Raw genomic sequence first — 15,979 nt, forward strand, 5'->3', positions numbered from 1 at the left:
GGGTTTTCAGTTATTGGTGTTGGTGCGGAAGAGCTTTCGCGAGCGTGCGCGCCATTCCGTTTCCGCGACCGGCTTCGATCACCCGATCGAGCGCAGTGCGCGGAGGGTCGATGAACTTCGGATCCTTGGCACCCACCAACGCCGCCAGCAGCGCGATCAGATGGTTCAATCCGCGAGCGAGCAGTGCCATCTCGGGAGTGAAGCCCTGCAACGGGATTCCGGCCTTGCCCGCCTTGGCCGGTTGCGCGAGTTCCGGATGCAACCGCAGCAACACGGCAGCGCGTTCGTCGTCGTCCTGGAGCGCTGCCTTGTACTTGCTGCCCATCGGCAGTTCGTCTTTCAGTTCCCAGAACGTGCGCCAGTCACGCTCACCTCGAAACCAGTCGTCGAGATCGAGGGTGAGGTGAGCGTGAAAGTCGTAGCGCAGCTGCGCCCCGTAGTTCTCGACGAGAGCTAGGAGCGCTTCGAACCCCCCGGCACATTCGCCGCCCCCTTACCGAAGAGCTGATCCCAGACGTCCTGGAACAGAACCCGATACACCTCGATCGGCATCTTCCCGATCACAGCCCACAGGCGATCGAACTCCTTACGGCCGTGCGCGTCGAAGTTCGGATCGTCCTCGTCGAGAGCGCCGGCCATCAAGATGGTCAGCTTGTCCTTGTCGAAGATGACCCGGTTCATCGCGTCCATACGCTCCGGATTCGCCGGCGCGATCACGATCGGCGGATCGAAACCTTCCTCGGCGCCGAAGATGACGGGCGGGCGGGCCTTGAGTGCTGCGCGCTGTTGGTACTCGGCGAACTTGCCGCCGAACGCCGCGGGCGCTGGTGTGTCATCGAGCGAGTCGACCAGTGGCGGAGCAGTGAATGTGTTCTCGGACATGTTGTTTTCCTTCCCAGCGTCCCAGCTGGATACGAAAAGGCTGGCCGCACGGTGGCTGGGACATCACCGTGCGGCCAGGCTTGGGGAGACGACCAGGGGCCGTCAGTGGGTCAGGCGCTGACGACGATCGTCAGTGCCTTCGTTGCGGTAGCAAGTGCGGCGTCGGTGACCTTGACGGTCACGTTCGAGGTACCGGCGGCGGTCGGCGATCCGGTGATGGCGCCGGTCGACGCGTTGAGCGTCAGGCCTGCCGGCAGCGTTCCGGTCTGCAGGGACCACGTCTTCGCGCCGTTGCCACCGACCGCAGTGAGTGTCTGCGAGTACGCCGTTCCGACGGTGCCACCGGGCAGGGTGGCCGTCGAGATCGCCAGGGTGGTACCGGCAGGCGGGCCGAATCCGGCAGCCTCGACGAGGTTCGCCCAGCCGAGACCACAGAAACCCTGCGCGTATGCAGTACCACCCTTGACCAGGTCTGTGAGGAAGTTGCGGTCCTTGTACCAGGTCAGTGTCGGGTGGTAGGTGATCGAACCGTCGTCGTTGGTGGACTGGTTGTCGACCTTGGTCACCGACACCTTCGGCAGCAGCCAGTACGGGTAGATCTCCGCACCCTCGGTGCCGTCGTAGCCGAGCAAGATGGCGTGGTAGAACCGCATCGTCGGACGGCCCTGCCCGGGAAGCACGATCCCGCCGTGCGCGGACGGCTCGATACCGGAGAAGTCGGCCTGATGGAAAAGCTCGAGCGCTTGACGGTTCGACTCCTGCATCACGAAATCCGTGCTGCCGGTGCGCTTGTTCATGATCTTCTTCGTCGGCTCCGACTCACCGTAGGACTCGATGTCCGTCGAGGAGGTCTCGTTGCCGATGTTCACACCCGACTTCTTCTCCGTCAAACCGACAGAGCGCCAGTGCTCCGGCAGCGTGATGAGATCACCGGTCGTCGGATCTTCGAGAGTCTCGATCATCGGATTCGAGAATGGGGTGAGAAGAATCGCGATGTCGATCGCGGAGATGATCAGTTCTTCGTTGGCGTTCTTGAACGAGGAGATGGACATGGTGCTCCTATCGGAGTGAAAGAGGGAATCCCGTTCTCGGGCATGAAAAAAGCCACCCGATCATCGGATGGCTTCAGAGGGTGCGGCGCGGTCAGCGACTGCGACGCGGCAACGGAGTGACGACCAGGAACGTCAGCTCGACCGTGCGATCTTCCGGATCGATCTGCGGAACCATCGACAGCTCACCGGTTTCGGTGATCGAGTGAACCAGAGTGCCGTCGATCGTCAGGCCGCTGTTCGCGACCTTGACGGCCTTGCGGAGCTGGTTCATCACCTGCCACGACTGCCTGCGCTTGGCAGTGGTGACCGCGACGACCATCGGCGCGTAGTCCAGTCGGCCGTCCGGAGCGCCCCCACCAGCGCGGAGCACTTCGATAAATGTTCCGCCGGCAGCGAGCATCGCCTCGAAGTCGTCCGGGGCCGGCCGCTGCGTCACGGCCGTCCCGAACCGCTCGAAGTACGTACACAGAAGGTCCTCGACGTCCGGCCAATCGGGAAGATCATCGATTGGCGGAAAGTTGTTGACACTCATATGTTCCGCAATTCCGCGAGCACCGCAGGCAGATCGTGCGCGCCTGCGACTATCCGCTCGTCGCCGTCGTCGGTACCGAACTCGTGACTCGCGGCGTAGACGACTCGCTGATTGCCGACCGTCAACCGGCCGACCCAGCGATCGCCCTTGGCCATGTTGTTGAGCGGACCACCGAGAAACGTCGACACCCGGGTATCGCGCGCCAACATTCCGGTGCGCCGCACCACCCGCGCCCGATAGATAGCTTCTGCCATCTCCGTACGCTCACGCACCAACGAGCGCATCTCGCCGCCCTTGAGCAGTTGACCGATGCCAGCATGGTTGGGTTGATAGTTCCTGATTGCCAAGCTATTTCACCCCCTTGAGCCGAACGATCACGCCCGGTTCCCAGTCGCCGTAACGCCAGGTCGCCGGATCACCGTCAACCTGGTAAATGTCACGGTCGCGCAGTTTCACCCGTGCGCCGTTGGAAATCTCGGTGCCTTCCGGGCAGATCAGAATCACCTTCGTGACCACCTGGCGACCGCCACCGGCAGTGGCGCGGGCACCGCTCGCGCCACGTCCGGCGGTTTCCATCGAGGCGTCCCAATCGATCAGGACGTCCTCGACCTCGTACTCGGCGGGCTGTGCGTCGGTGTCGCCGTGCCGATCGACGACAGTCGCTGCGGCGGGCGGGTAAACGACGATCGTCTCGCCCAGCCCGGGCATCATCGAGAGCCGCCCGGGTAGTGATCGCCGTACGCGTTGAACGGATCATCCTCCGCGTACACCGGGAACGGCTCCGACGAACCCTCCACCGGAACGAATCCAGTCGGGAACCCGTAGTCGCCCTTCGTCGTTGCCTGCGTCCACAACCCGGACGACCGGCCCGGCTTGCGGCGAGCACGAGCGAGAATGTCGAGTTCGGCTTTCGTGAACGTTCCTGTCGCAAAAGCGGAATCGTGCACCCGATGGTTGAACACCCCGGCAGCGCGCGAGACGTACATGTTCGGGTTGTTGAACGCCCGCATCGACGCCGAGAGCACCACCGCCACGACGTCGGCACCGGCGGATGCTGCGTCCGGCCACTCTCTGCCCTCGCTGCGAGCGAAGGCAGAGACGTCGTCGAGAACTGCACCCGCACGGGCCTCGTCCTTGGTGGTGAACGAGGACTTCCCCAACCGGACCTTGAGTTGATCGGTGGTGGCCAGTCTCGCGGGCCCGGTCGGTTCAGTCATCGCCTACTCCTTTCGATCAGGGCGCAGCGGTGACGGTGATCGCCGTCGTCGCCGTCTTGTTCTGGTACTTCGCGGTGATCGTCGCCGAACCCGCCGCAACGCCGGTGACCTTGCCGGTAGGCGTCACGGTCGCCTTCGTCGGATCAGAGCTGGTGTACGTCGCCGTGCGCGACGCGACTGCATCGCCGCCGTCGTCCTTGACCGTGATCTGAGTGTTTCCTCCGACGACGATCGAGGCCGTGGTCGGCTCGACAGTGATCGAGCCGGTGCCGAGCTGGATCTGCACCGCGCGCACGAACCGGCCGTCCGCCTCTTCGACATGCGCGTATCCGGCGTACGTGCCCACGAGCGAACGGTCCGTGGTGTTCTCGAAGTCGTAGTCCTTGAGCCAACGCATCGCGAGGTTCTGGAACGAGGCGGACTTGCCGAAACTCGCGCCGTCCGGGATAGCCGGCGCACGCGTGGCCATGATGTACGCCGTCTTGTGGAAGACGTAACCCTCGTCGTCGTCGAGCGCGTTGGAGACCACAATGGTGAACCCGGCGATCTTGCCGATGACGGCTTCACGCAGCGCCGAATCCGAACCTGCCTGGTCGGCATGCTTGAAGTTCGGATCCTTGAGGATCGCCGCCTCGATAGCGGATCCGACGACCGCGCCGCGCTGCGCGAGCGGAACGTTCTCGTCGTTGAGCGCCTTACGGGCGTCGACGAAACTGTCGTACACCTTCGACTTGTCGATGATGAGGACGTCCTGGTAGTCGGCGGCGCGCATGCACTCGACCGCGCCGTTCTCGAGACCTTCCGCGACGGCCCGCACCTGGGGGTTGAGGATCTCGACCCCGAAGTCCTTGATATCGAGAGTCAGCTCCTCGTCGGTGATCGGCACCGCGATGTAGACGTCGTCGGTGAGGGTGACGTCCACCTTCGTCTGAGCGATCGTGTCCGTCTGGATCTTCCGGTCCGCCCCGGTCGCGCGCAGCTTCTTCGTCCGCGCCGTCAGTCGGCCCGGAACTCGGAGGCTGATCGTGTCGTCCTTGGCGCCGGCGAAGTCGCCGAGACCGTTGAGCCAGAGCATGTTCGGAATCACGATCTCGCGTTGGAGAAGTCCAAGCGCGGTGTTGATCACGGTTTCAGCCTTGACGTATGTATTCGGCATGGTTGCTCCTCATGGTTGATAGGGATGTTGGCCACGTCGGCTGCCATGCCGACAGCGAAGTGGTTGATCAGTTGCGAGGGATCTGAGCCGCCAACTTGGCGGGATCGGTTTCCTCGGGCTCTTCGTCCGGAGCGCCGCCGCCGCGCAGATTCTCACGGGGCTTGCCCGGAATCGGGGGCCTGCCACCGCCTTCCGGCGGGGTGTAATCCTCGAGATAGTCGTCAGCGTCCGCTTCGAGTTCTTCCTTGGTGGCGCCCTTGAGTCGGCCGGCGTGCTTGAGCGGAATGCCCTTGGCCTCGGCAATGGAACGCTGCAGCTCCCGATGCTCGGCCTCGTTCGCCCGCTTCTCAGCAGCATCGGCGCGTTCGCGCTCCTTCTGCGCCTCGGACTTTTGTCCGTTCTGAATCTTCTGCAACTCGTCGTGGCTGGCCTTGTAGGTGTCGTGATCGGCGTAATTCGCCCGCTCACGAGTCAGCCGCGCACTGATCGCCTTGTCGAAGTCGGCTTGAGTGGTGATCGGAGTGAACGGCTTTCCACCGTCACCACCTTCGCCACCGTCACCGCCATCTCCGCCGTTGCCGCCGTTGTCACCGCCGGGCTTGTGCCCGTTCGGATCTCGGCGAGGATGCTGGCGGCACGCCCGCATCGACAGCGACGTGAAAGGGTCCGCGTGCCCGAAACCGAATCCGGCATAAGCACGTGTGGTCTTGACATTCATGATTGTTCTCCCGTGAGCCCGTCGGCATACCAGTCATTGATCGCTGACCGTGAGCGAACCTCACCGAACCCGGCGAGGAAGTCGTGATGAAACGCCGAATACCCCGGACCAGATGGTCAACGGGGCATTCGGGTGTAGCTGGTGAAAACTACTTATGCGGCTCTGCGGTTGGGAACCTTGTCGAGGTACTCCCGGAACGAGGTCAGGTCGATCTCGTCGTCGAAGAGCGGGATGATCAGTCGATCGACCTCGCTGCGGAACTCGCCGAGCGTGATCTGATGATCGGCAGCGAACTCGACCATCGACACGACGGAGTAAAAGTACTCGCCCGCCTCGTACGCCGAGACCGCCGCATCAGCGACGTCGGAGGAATCGACGAAGCGGCCGGAGCGATACATCGCTTCGGCCAGGTCTTCGAAATCCTCGAATGTCCTGCTCACAGTCCCCATAGTAGCCGCCCTTCGCCGGTAGTCCGAGCCCTTTCGAGTTCCTTCCACGCCGGATACGCCGTGTTGATCCGCCCCGGACCCTCCCGGCCGCGCACCCGCACCACCACCGGACACCCGTCGACGATCCGCCGAAAGTCCATCTGACCGCCGCGCCGGGTGATCGACGTCGGATCTGCGAGTGCCCGATCGATCATCGCCTTGAGCTGCGTGTCCGGAACGTCCGGGAACTCTTCTTTCGGGCGTCCGTCCTTGCCGATGACGTTGCTTCCGAAGCGGTGACCACCGGAAACGATCTTCCCGTCCCGATTCTTGTCACCGTCCGCGATGTGAGCGAAACGCGCATCGACGCTCGGACGCTGATCCGGAGTGAACGGCACGCCGCCTCCGTCACCACCGACGTCCGGATACTGAGCCGGAACCTCCGCATCCGGCACCCGCCACGCATCGCCCTCGTCGCCGCTGGCAACGCTGCGAGTACTCGGAACCTTCGGAGGAGGAGTACTCCCGCCGCCGGCCTTCGCGTCCGGTGTCTTCTCGCCGGGCCTGAGTCCGAGAGCCTCGCGGTGACGGGCGATCTGTGCGCGGTGGTAGATGACAGGTTCGGAGTCTTCGCCTCGGCCGTCCGCGAGCAGCGTCTCGAGCTGGCTCTCGAACTTCGGCAGCAACCGCTCCGCGAGTGCTCGCTTGTACTCGTCGCTGCCTTTCTCCGGTTCCTTCGGCGTGTCCGGATGCGCTGGATCGTTCTCCTGGGTCCGCCCCTCGTACGCACGCCGGAACAACACCGTCGCCTCGTGCCCACTCGCACCGGCCGTCGCCTCGTCCCACAACGCTCGGAACTCGGCGGTCTGGCCGGGAAGATCCGCGGTCTCGTCGTAGATCGGTTCCAACGTGCACTGGCACCCGTCGTGCACCTTGGCTGTGCCGCCGCCGGTGTACCGAGCGTCCGTCGACGAGAACGACGTCTGACCTTTGTAGACCGCGCCGAGACTGGCCAGCATCGCGCAGAACCAGCACGGCTCGGCTTTCGTCACCCGCGCGAATCCCAATGCCTCGCGGTCGAGTTCGACGATCTTCTGTGTGAAGTCCCGTCCACCCTCGGCAACCATGCGCACCGCCGCCGACGTCGAGGACACGAACGCCTTGTCCATCGCGTCGGTTTCCGGCGCCGGCATCAGCTTGCGTGCCCGCACCGGCCCGGTGATCAACAACCCGCGAGCAGTCCGATCGAGGTCGAGCTCGATCGGCTCCGCCACACTCACCCGCGACCGTGAACGAGTCCGAGTGACCGCTGGAGTGTTGTCGGTGACCCGCGCTCGTGATCGCGATTCGCGTTGCGTCGGGCCCGGATCGGTGACGCGGACCCGCGAACGAGCAGACTGCCCCGGCTGGGAGGAGTCCGTAACCCGGCTCCGCGTGGACGGTTTCGCCGTGCTGTCCGGAACCGGCACCTCGGAGGGCGTTCGATCCTCCCGAAGCACCGTGCGCACCGGCTCCACCCACGGGATCGGTCGCAGCTCCGGACGCTCCGCAGCGCGGAAGTCCTGCACGTACTGCGCCGAGATCTCCTGCGACTGCATGTGCGCCGCCTCGATCACCGGTACCGCCACCTGCAACCACGGACCCTGCGTCTCGTCCAAACGCTGAAACGCCAGAATCCGCCACGCGCGCCGCAGATCCGCGACCACCTGAGCCGAGAGCCGCAGCTGCGCGCGCCGATGCAACTCGGTCAGCTTGCGACCGAGTTTCGTGCGCGCCATCAGACCCCCAGCAGATGATCAGCCGAAGAGTCCGGGCCGTACTGGCTGCGCAAGTACTCCGCGTACGGATCGCTGTCTTGGGCCATCTTCTGCCACTCCTCGACGTCGGACTTCGACACGCCGGGAATCCGACCCCATAGCGCTTGCACCGGAACACCGAGCAGCTTCGCGGCCTTGCCGTACGCGTCGACGGCTTGCGAGAGCGAACGTGCTTCGAGGTCCTGCCATTTGACGGATGCGCTGACATCGGTGGCGATGTCGTAGTCCTCCTCGAACCACGCACTCATCCGCATGGTGCGGTTGTGTGAGCTACCGAAGGACGTGCGGATCTCGAATACTTTCTGCGTCAACGGATGACGAGCAGCCACCAACGCCTCCGCGTTGAGGTTGACCAGCTTCCCGGTCAACGCGTACGACGGTGTCTGACTCACTGCCGACAGTGCCTCGACATCGGACTCTGTTGCCTTGATGAACCCGTCGAGCGGAGTTTCGTCCAAGGTCCCGAACTTGGTGTCCGGATCTTCGGCGATCAGCAGATCCTTCTGCCGCAACAGCAGTTCCGCACGAGCCTTCTCCGTGTCCGTCTCCGGTTCGGCCATTCCCGAGACCGTGCGGACCTTCCACGAATTGAAGTGCTGCGTCTGCAAACGGTCGTAGGTGGTCTTGTTGATCCGGCTCGCCACGCCGATGAACGGCTCCACCTGGCCGGTCGCGCGGCCTTCGAGGTCGAGATCGTTCGCGTACCGGATGACGGGGCAGCGGCCGGCGCCGTGAACATCGAAGCTCACGTGCCGGATTCCGCCGTCGCCCTCGCGTTGGAGAGTGTGCACCAACTCGTCGTCGATCAGGCGCAGCTTCCCGCCCGAATCGTCGCGCAGCGTATGCACGGGCCACTCGTCCTCGGCCGGATCCTCGTACACCGCAAACGCCCTCCGCGGCGAGACGCCACGAATCACCGACTGCTTGCGCCCGAGATCGTCGATCCCCGGCATCACCACCGCGTACGAATACCCGTACGCGAGCGCGGCCCGGTGAATTGCGATCTGGCGCACGTCCATTCCGTTCGCCAGCCACGTCGTCCATTGGGGCGACGTCTCCTTCGCCTGCGGTGAGCGATAGTCGTCGACGAACATCGCCTGCGCCAGCGTCGTGACCACCAGCCACAACCACGGCGTCTTCGCCAGATCCTGTAGCGCTTTGAGTTCCTTCGTCGCCGACTTCGGCAACGTCAGATCCGCCTGCTTCCAGCGATACCAGTTGTCCAACGTCGTCAGGCGAGCACGCTCCTGGTACAACTTCGGAAGGAGTTCCTTCGCGACGTCGACCGCTTGTTTCTCGTCGAGCATTCAGATCACCACACCTTCCCACTGCGCACCCGCTTGGAGCTGTCCGCGGTGATCAACCTCGTGTATCCGTGCCACGCCAACGTGCACGCGACCAACGGACTGATATCTGCCGACGTGTCCCGCCGGTCCCATGCCCACGCATCACCGACAGGACGTTTGCGTGACGCCGCGACCGCCGACACCAGATCCGGTTCGCCGTTGTGCCGCATACGTTCTTCTTCGACCTCGGCGTAGAACGCACCGGCGCCCTGCGCCATGTCCCGAGCACCGGTCACCTCGACCTCGAACCCGATCTCACGGAATCCCGCGATCAACGCGCCCGCCTGCCCACCGCCGTCGAGGACCACACCGAGAGCGTCGTGCTCGAGGCTGAGCCGCGCCGCCGTCTCGACCACCCAGTGCGTGCCCCGCTCGTGAAATACGAGTTCGACATACGGCAATCCGTCTTCGCGTCGGCCGGCAATCGCGATCGACGAGAATGCTTGATCCGGAGTGACATCGACCGCGATCGCGACCGGGTCGAGGACCTGTGACTCCTCGTCCTTGCACGCCTCCCACATCGCCGGGGTGATCACCGCGTTCACACGCGGGTCGTCCCAGATGCCCAGATGCTCGCGTGCGAACTGGATCTCGCCCTGTAGCTCGCGCTCTTCGAGCATGAACTCGTGCGTCTTGTGGATCGGGTACGACGGGTTCGCGATCGCCCACGCGTCGTGGTCATCCAGGTCAGCTTCCGGGTCCGCCGACCACTCGAGGAACAGCAACCCGCTCGACGTGTGCTCGATACCGGCGTTGCGTTGCTGAGCGAGGAACTCGCTGTTACCCGTGCCCGCACTCGACAGCAGGATGAACTGACGGTTCGGCGCCGCCGACTGCGTGGGCCGGAACGCCGCGACCTGTTCGTGGGTGATCGCGTACGCCTCGTCACCGACGAACAGATCCACCTTCTTGAACCCTCGCGCCGCGTCCGCAGTGCGGGCGAGATACCGGATGTAGCGCGGATCTCGCTCGCCGCGATGCGGCTTGAGCCGGATCGAGACCTCCTCGTTCGAGGTGCGATGCGGAAGCAGGCACATGTCCTCGAGCTCTTCGATTTTCGCGATGCGCGCGGACAGGTCAACGAACGCGTCCTTGGCCGTCTTGAACTCGTGCGCGGTGTGCAGGATCTTGCGCTCACCGAGCAGGTACAACCCCGCCAACTCGCGAACCTCGACGATGACGTTCTTACCGTTCTGGCGCGGCGCGATGATCAGCGAACGCGGGGAACTCCACCGAAAGTTCTTCTCCTCGCCCATCAGATGCCGGCAAGCATCCTTCTCCCACTCCAGCAATTCGAACCCGGTCGCCTCGTACAGATCGATCGCGTCGTCGCCGAGCGTGGTGAAGAACGTCGGGTAGTTGGACAACCGCGGCTTCTGCGAACCGTCCAGCGGTGGTTTCTCGGCCACCGCACCGCCGACGTCAGGCGTTTCGAGCACGGATCTTGTCCATGATCGAGGGAACGCCCGGTGTCTCGGCCGGTGAACTTGCCCGTCCTGCACCGGCATCGACAGCTGCGCGCTCGAACGCGTCGACCTGCGCCGCGAGTTGCTTGAGAACTGTCTGCTGCTGGCGTGCCTCACGTAGCGGCGCGTTCATCACGACCTTGGCGGTGACGTCGACGACGGTGACGCCGTCGGAGAGCCGGTGCTCGCGGAAGAATGGATCGAGATCGATGCTCATCCATTCCTTGTCGCGGCCGCGCAGCTGCGCGTCGAGGCGTTCACACCGATCGACGGTGCGGCACAGCTCCGCGAGCACGATCAACCCGAGCGGATGGCCGGCCAAGATCTGTGCCTTCTCGTCCCACAAGCCGCGACCGCGTTTGAGCAGGCCTTTCGGCATTTCCGGCGGAATTGTGACCGCTGCCACATCGGTGGTTTCGGCGTCCTGACCTGGCATTTTTCACCATCCCTGGGGAGAGAAAGGGCGCTGGCGCTGTGCGGTCCCCCGCCTTGCCGGCCCCGGGGGTACCCCCCAGGGGTGCAGGTCAGAGCGTCAGACGAGCCACTGCCGCGACCACCGCAGCTGGCGCGGCGCCTCGCGGCTGCCGTCACCTCGCCGCGAGTTGCACGAAAGATGTGCTGGCATAAGGTTCTTCGGGTCAGTGAGCTTGGGATCGTTCGGAGGCAGCGACTTCACGGACTCCACATGGTCCGCGCTGAAGCTCATCGGGTCCGGCCACTTGAGCGACATGTCGATCGCTTCGTTGCACAGCCAGCAGACCTGACTTCGGCGCTTCACTCGTTCGACTGCTCGGCGGTAAGGCCGGCCGGTGCGTCCCTTGCTCCGTGGTGTGTGGGCCATGCCGACCTCCAGACCCTGGATACGACGAAGGCCGACGTGCTGCGAAGTCACGTCGGCCAGTGGTCTCTAGTGTTCCTGAAACACGAGAGCAACGCAAGCGCAGGTCAACTCGTGTCGAGACCACGTTCCTTGCGCGCTCGTCGAGTCCGTGCGTTGTGTGCCAATACTTCGGACACCAGGTACACCGGACTGCCATCCTCGGCCGTGCGCTTCGAGAGCAGGCCGCGATGCGCCCACGTCCGGATCGTCGCGGCCGGCACGAACAGCACGGCCTCCAGATCCTTGGCGCTCATCAGCTCATCAGTGTTGAGCGGCACAGCATTCGGCACCACCCAACCCTGCCCGACCTCCACGGCCTGAGCATCGATCTGAGCGCACAGGTCCGGACTCACCGACTCCAATGCCGTCCGATACGACTGCGCCACACGACGAGCCACATCGACAGGACGATCAGCCGCGTTCGGCCACACACCCATCTCACCCTCCCTGGATCAACTCGAACACCGGACGAGGCGGTGTGGCTTCCTTGCCGCCCTCCATCGGTGTGCGACCCGGAGCTGCCCACGCGTACCACTTCGCCCAATCGGTGCTGAAGTACCGAGCGAGGACACGACCACGGTTCGGCGGCGGGGACGGCTTACCGTTCGCCACCCAGTCCGAGAGCCGCTCGCGCTTGGCGATGTCCACCTGTGGTGTGAAGTGCCGCGAGCAGTAGCCGACATGCTCGCCTTCGCCTGTCAGCGGGTCACGATCGACCCAGTACGTGCTGGCCGGCTTCCCGCACAGTCCATCTCGACGAATCATCGGTGCAGGGCAGGTGATAGTGAATGGGTGCAACACTTCGTACCGTGGCACATCGTCAGCGATCACACGTTTGACTCGGTAGCGGGCGTTCGTCTCGTCGCCACCGAACGCGAGCTGGGCGATCTCGTCCATCCAATGTGAGCTCTTGAAGTCGCGCCGTCGGCCACTCTGCCTGCGCTGCTTGATGACTTCCATTCCCGCCAACGCAAACAACAGTGCATCGTCGATGAGGTCTGGGTCGCGGATCATCTTCGACATCCGCTCGTCCCGGTCCATGATCGCCCGCAGATCAGTCGCCATCGCTCAGCACCGGATCGTTGACGATAGCCGGCAAGGCTGAAGGCTTGGCGGGTACGAACTCCCACTCGACGAAGTCGCGGCAGAACTCGGTGGTGATCGGGCCGCTCATGCCGACCTTGTACTCGCAGTCGTCGAGAGCACCCTGCGCGGCCATCGGGCTGATGCAGTCGTTGTCGAACCAGGGCTGCATCCAGCAAGTGAGGTGGGTGACCTTCGGGTGGTGGTGATCGTCATCCCAACTCTCGCAGTCACATCCGGGATAGTTGTGGCAGGCGGACTCGGCGCCGCCGTTGCAGGTGAATTCGATTCGCGGATGCTCGTCTATGCCGGTGATGGCGACTGTGTGTGTCGCGACGTCGGTCATCTGAGTTGATCCTTCCGTAGCGGCGGCGGCCCGGGCGATCATCATGTTGATTCCGTTCTGGAGTTCTTCTGCTCGCTTGAGAGTGAGTCCGTGGCGGTCTGCGAGTTCCAGCACTCTCGTGGGGACGGGGTCGGTGTGGTTGCCGTGGCGGTCAGTCATAGTGCCCATTCCTTCTGGTAGTCAGGGTGATCGGAGTACACGGCCGCCATAGCTGGGATTGACTTACCGATCGCGCGGAAGCCTGCGTCCTTGCCGTGCTCTGCTGGGATCTCCATCAGTGCGGCGATGACAGCTCGTTTGGCGGCGATGTCGCGGAGTACTCGTGCCGGGTCGTGGTGGGCCATGTGCTCGGCGTTGGGGATGAACACCTCGCTCGCGACTGTCCAGTAGTGGCCGGTGCGATCTTCGGCGATGTGGCAGTGGTTGGGTTCGAGGTTGAATTCCGAGTCGTGGTGCTCGGTCATCCACACGCCTGGCTCGGTCGCGTCGGCGTGCAGTGCGTTGTTCGCGATCGCCTCCTCGTCGTCGAGGCGGGCGTGAAGGAATTCGAGAATGTTGGTCATGCGGTTGGTCCTTCCGTAGTGGGATGCGAGGTGCCGAATGCGTGGCGGCGGTGTGAGCCCTGGTGTGGCTGCGAGGACGAGAGTCATTTGCTTGTAGTCGGATTCGGCCCAGCGGCTTCCGCAAGCGAGGCAGTCGACGGTGACTAAGCCGTGCCAGCGTCCGAGTTGGTGTTCCTCGCAGCGCGGGCAGGGCAGGGGCATGCGGTCGCGGCCGCGTTCCTGGCCGATGGTGGCGCGTGCTCGGCGGTGCAGGTCTACGAGCTTGAGGGCGAGTGTCGGTCCGTCGTGGACGACGTAGATCCAGTCGTCGCCTGCGCGGTTCCATTCCGTCGTCTCGTGCGAGGGGATGGTGAGCAGGACGTCGACGTTGTTGGCGACGATCGAGTAGTGGGATCCGAAGTACGCCGACTCCGGTGTGTCACGGCGGATGGCTTCGCAGATCAGCTCGGCGCATCGATGGACGGTCTCGCGGATGTCTTGGGCGAGGGCGTCGGTGTAGACGTTGATCGGGACGGCCGGCGCCGGTGATGCTGCCTTGACTCCGCCGCCGGGGCGCGCGGACGGGTCGAGGAACAGTGCTTGCAGTGCATCGTGTTCTGTACCGAGCTGCGCGACAGCGCCTTCGACCCACAGGACGCACGAATGGCACAGGGTGTTCGGGGTGAGGGTGAGTGCCGGCAGCCAGCCTCCGGACTCGACGTCTCGGCGGCGGCCGCGGCACTGGTGCTCCGCTCGGCAGAGATGATCGGGGTTGATCATCGGCGTGCCCGCATCGCTGACGAGCGGATGAGCTTCTGGTATGCCTTCTCGATTCGTACGATCTTGTCCCTGCGGTCGCCGCCGGTGAATGCTGCGTGGGCGTCGCGGATCTGGGAGTCGGTGTAGCGGTTGCCGTCGATGTAGTGGTTCGCGGTGGGGTCGAGCCATTCGAGGAGTTGGTCGACGGACTTGCCGGGGTCGACCATCGCGGCGCAGGAGATCGCCAGTCCGATGAGTTGCTCTCGGGTCAGTGATCGGGTGAGGGTGGCGACCTCGCGCTGTTCGCCGTCGCCGTGGACGATGCCGACGAGGTGGAGGGCGAGTTGGTCGAGGCGCTCGATCGAGGCTTCGTCGAGCTGCTCGGTGGTGGTCATCGGTTCGGTCCTTCCTCGTCGCATTTCCAGCAGGGGTCTTCGATGTTGTGGATTCGGCAGGTGGTCTCGTCGACGGTGGACGGCGGTCCGGTCCACCGATTCCACGGTGATGCGAATCTGGCTGGTGTAAACACTTCTGGTGCTTCGCCTGCATCGAGGTTGGGATCTCTGTCAGGGGTGATCTCTGAGACTGGTGGCATCACAGGTTGCGACTGCGGGGTGGATTGACCACGGCCTCTGCGTCGACGTCGTTTACGAGGGATCTCACGTGGGTGGGGATCAGCTGGTGACCCAACACCGGAACCCTCCCCCACACCCCTACCCAAACCCTTACCCCACCCTGACCCCACCTGGCGCGCGCTCGTGCGCGTCGTACGTGCGAGGACAGCGTTTTTACCGTGGTTTTCGTCTGGTCGTTCCCGTGGTCGGTCGGTGGTCTCAGAGTGGTCGGACTCCCGGTCGGTGGTGCCTGCGGAGCGTGTCAGCGGCGAGCTGCCCGTACTGGACTGCCCTGCGGTCGCTGACGGCTGCGACACCGTTGCGGGGGTTCCGGGGTGGGCTGGCACTGTTTCGTCCGTCCCTGCGACGCTCGGCGACGGCGAGAAGGTCCCTGCGGCGGCATTACCCGGCGAGACGTTCCCAGCGGCGGCGCGCTGCGGCGAGACGGACGAAACGGTGGCAACAGTCGGACGCGGCTGTGGCAGCAGCTTCATGCCGGCCTCTGCGGGCGTCCGATTGCCCTTCTTCTGATTGCACCCACTGCACGCGAGGACGAGGTTGCGTACGCCTTCGGCTTTCGTGGGGTCGACGTGATCGATGAACGGCCGGACCGCGGATCGAGTGTCCTTGCGTTTGAGTACGACCCCGCAGTAGCGGCACTTACCGACGCCTGTCACTCCCGGGTCTGTGCAGTCCCTCGCCCACACCTGATTTATGAGGCCCTTGTTTTTCAGCTCCGCTTTCTTACGCTCGCCGAGTCGTTTGGACTCGGCTCGGTCGTAACCGATGTCGAACCAGTCGTGAAACAACCACGTTCCTGGCTCGACGGCCGGGCAGCGTGGGCAGTCGTGGCCGGGTGCGTGCCAGAGGCGCACACCCACGAGCAACCCCGCCAGGTAGTCGACGATTTCAGGGTTGAGCACCAGCCGGATCGCGTCAGTACGCCTGACGACACCGTCGGTGCCGGATGCCTGACAATCGGCGCCGGCGAGGTCCCACAAACCCAGCGCTGCTAGGCCGTCGAGATTGCCATCCACCGCTCGTTCCGCCAACGCTCGCGGTTTCCGATTGGTGGGGAACTTGTCATCGGTCTGAAACCAAGACACAGGAATCCTGTCGTCGCAATGAGATTGGAAGTGAA

21 protein-coding genes are annotated in these 15,979 nt (G+C 64.2%); all 21 read right to left on the bottom strand.

Annotation, left to right across the window (positions count from 1 at the left end; genetic code table 11):
* Positions 1 to 10: 10 nt before the first annotated feature.
* Entirely contained in the window at positions 11 to 325 is a 315-nt protein-coding gene (locus R4P65_RS17965; RefSeq protein WP_317827535.1) for a hypothetical protein, read from the bottom strand.
* Positions 326 to 453: 128 nt separating this feature from the next.
* Positions 454 to 882 carry a hypothetical protein gene (locus R4P65_RS17970; RefSeq protein ID WP_317827536.1) on the bottom strand — a complete coding sequence of 143 codons (429 nt, stop codon included), beginning with the start codon at positions 880 to 882 and terminating at the stop codon, positions 454 to 456.
* Between the two features lie 110 nt (positions 883 to 992).
* Entirely contained in the window at positions 993 to 1,934 is a 942-nt protein-coding gene (locus tag R4P65_RS17975) for an Ig domain-containing protein (RefSeq protein ID WP_317827537.1), read from the bottom strand.
* Positions 1,935 to 2,025: 91 nt separating this feature from the next.
* On the bottom strand, positions 2,026 to 2,466 hold the full coding sequence (locus R4P65_RS17980) for a hypothetical protein (protein WP_317827538.1): 441 nt from the start codon (positions 2,464 to 2,466) through the stop codon (positions 2,026 to 2,028).
* Entirely contained in the window at positions 2,463 to 2,813 is a 351-nt protein-coding gene (locus tag R4P65_RS17985) for a hypothetical protein (protein ID WP_317827539.1), read from the bottom strand. The genes R4P65_RS17980 and R4P65_RS17985 overlap by 4 nt, the downstream gene beginning before the upstream one ends.
* 1 nt (position 2,814) lies before the next feature.
* On the bottom strand, positions 2,815 to 3,177 hold the full coding sequence (locus R4P65_RS17990) for a hypothetical protein (protein ID WP_317827540.1): 363 nt from the start codon (positions 3,175 to 3,177) through the stop codon (positions 2,815 to 2,817).
* Positions 3,174 to 3,683, bottom strand: a complete 510-nt coding sequence (locus R4P65_RS17995; protein ID WP_317827541.1) for a hypothetical protein — start codon at positions 3,681 to 3,683, stop codon at positions 3,174 to 3,176. The genes R4P65_RS17990 and R4P65_RS17995 overlap by 4 nt, the downstream gene beginning before the upstream one ends.
* 16 nt (positions 3,684 to 3,699) lie before the next feature.
* Positions 3,700 to 4,839, bottom strand: coding sequence for a P22 phage major capsid protein family protein (locus R4P65_RS18000; protein WP_317827542.1), 1,140 nt, complete (start codon positions 4,837 to 4,839; stop codon positions 3,700 to 3,702).
* 67 nt (positions 4,840 to 4,906) lie between these two features.
* Positions 4,907 to 5,557, bottom strand: coding sequence for a hypothetical protein (locus R4P65_RS18005; RefSeq protein ID WP_317827543.1), 651 nt, complete (start codon positions 5,555 to 5,557; stop codon positions 4,907 to 4,909).
* Positions 5,558 to 5,709: 152 nt separating this feature from the next.
* Positions 5,710 to 5,997, bottom strand: coding sequence for a hypothetical protein (locus tag R4P65_RS18010; RefSeq protein ID WP_317827544.1), 288 nt, complete (start codon positions 5,995 to 5,997; stop codon positions 5,710 to 5,712).
* On the bottom strand, positions 5,994 to 7,763 hold the full coding sequence (locus R4P65_RS18015; protein WP_317827545.1) for a hypothetical protein: 1,770 nt from the start codon (positions 7,761 to 7,763) through the stop codon (positions 5,994 to 5,996). The genes R4P65_RS18010 and R4P65_RS18015 overlap by 4 nt, the downstream gene beginning before the upstream one ends.
* Positions 7,763 to 9,109, bottom strand: a complete 1,347-nt coding sequence (locus tag R4P65_RS18020; protein ID WP_317827546.1) for a phage portal protein — start codon at positions 9,107 to 9,109, stop codon at positions 7,763 to 7,765. Before R4P65_RS18020 ends, R4P65_RS18015 begins: the two co-directional genes overlap by 1 nt.
* 5 nt (positions 9,110 to 9,114) lie before the next feature.
* Entirely contained in the window at positions 9,115 to 10,587 is a 1,473-nt protein-coding gene (locus tag R4P65_RS18025; RefSeq protein ID WP_317827547.1) for a hypothetical protein, read from the bottom strand.
* Positions 10,571 to 11,050, bottom strand: a complete 480-nt coding sequence (locus R4P65_RS18030; protein ID WP_317827548.1) for a hypothetical protein — start codon at positions 11,048 to 11,050, stop codon at positions 10,571 to 10,573. The genes R4P65_RS18025 and R4P65_RS18030 overlap by 17 nt, the downstream gene beginning before the upstream one ends.
* A gap of 96 nt (positions 11,051 to 11,146) precedes the next feature.
* On the bottom strand, positions 11,147 to 11,506 hold the full coding sequence (locus R4P65_RS18035) for an HNH endonuclease (protein ID WP_317827549.1): 360 nt from the start codon (positions 11,504 to 11,506) through the stop codon (positions 11,147 to 11,149).
* Between the two features lie 53 nt (positions 11,507 to 11,559).
* Positions 11,560 to 11,931 (bottom strand): hypothetical protein, encoded by a 372-nt coding sequence (locus R4P65_RS18040; protein WP_317827550.1) that lies wholly within the window; start codon positions 11,929 to 11,931, stop codon positions 11,560 to 11,562.
* Between the two features lies 1 nt (position 11,932).
* Positions 11,933 to 12,559, bottom strand: a complete 627-nt coding sequence (locus R4P65_RS18045; RefSeq protein WP_317827551.1) for a hypothetical protein — start codon at positions 12,557 to 12,559, stop codon at positions 11,933 to 11,935.
* A complete protein-coding gene (locus R4P65_RS18050; protein WP_317827552.1) occupies positions 12,549 to 13,082 on the bottom strand; it encodes a hypothetical protein in 534 nt (177 codons plus the stop codon). Before R4P65_RS18050 ends, R4P65_RS18045 begins: the two co-directional genes overlap by 11 nt.
* Positions 13,079 to 14,245: a DUF6221 family protein gene (locus R4P65_RS18055; protein ID WP_317827553.1), complete on the bottom strand. Its 1,167-nt coding sequence runs from the start codon at positions 14,243 to 14,245 to the stop codon at positions 13,079 to 13,081. The genes R4P65_RS18050 and R4P65_RS18055 overlap by 4 nt, the downstream gene beginning before the upstream one ends.
* Complete coding sequence (locus tag R4P65_RS18060; RefSeq protein ID WP_317827554.1) at positions 14,242 to 14,619, bottom strand: hypothetical protein; 378 nt, start codon at positions 14,617 to 14,619, stop codon at positions 14,242 to 14,244. The genes R4P65_RS18055 and R4P65_RS18060 overlap by 4 nt, the downstream gene beginning before the upstream one ends.
* The gene (locus R4P65_RS18065; RefSeq protein ID WP_317827555.1) at positions 14,616 to 15,944 is read right to left on the bottom strand and encodes an HNH endonuclease; all 1,329 of its coding nucleotides are present in this window, start codon (positions 15,942 to 15,944) and stop codon (positions 14,616 to 14,618) included. Before R4P65_RS18065 ends, R4P65_RS18060 begins: the two co-directional genes overlap by 4 nt.
* Positions 15,945 to 15,979: the final 35 nt, after the last annotated feature.

Source organism: Rhodococcus sp. IEGM 1318 (assembly GCF_033142465.1).
In the GTDB taxonomy this organism is placed as follows: Bacteria; Actinomycetota; Actinomycetes; order Mycobacteriales; family Mycobacteriaceae; genus Rhodococcus_F; species Rhodococcus_F qingshengii_B.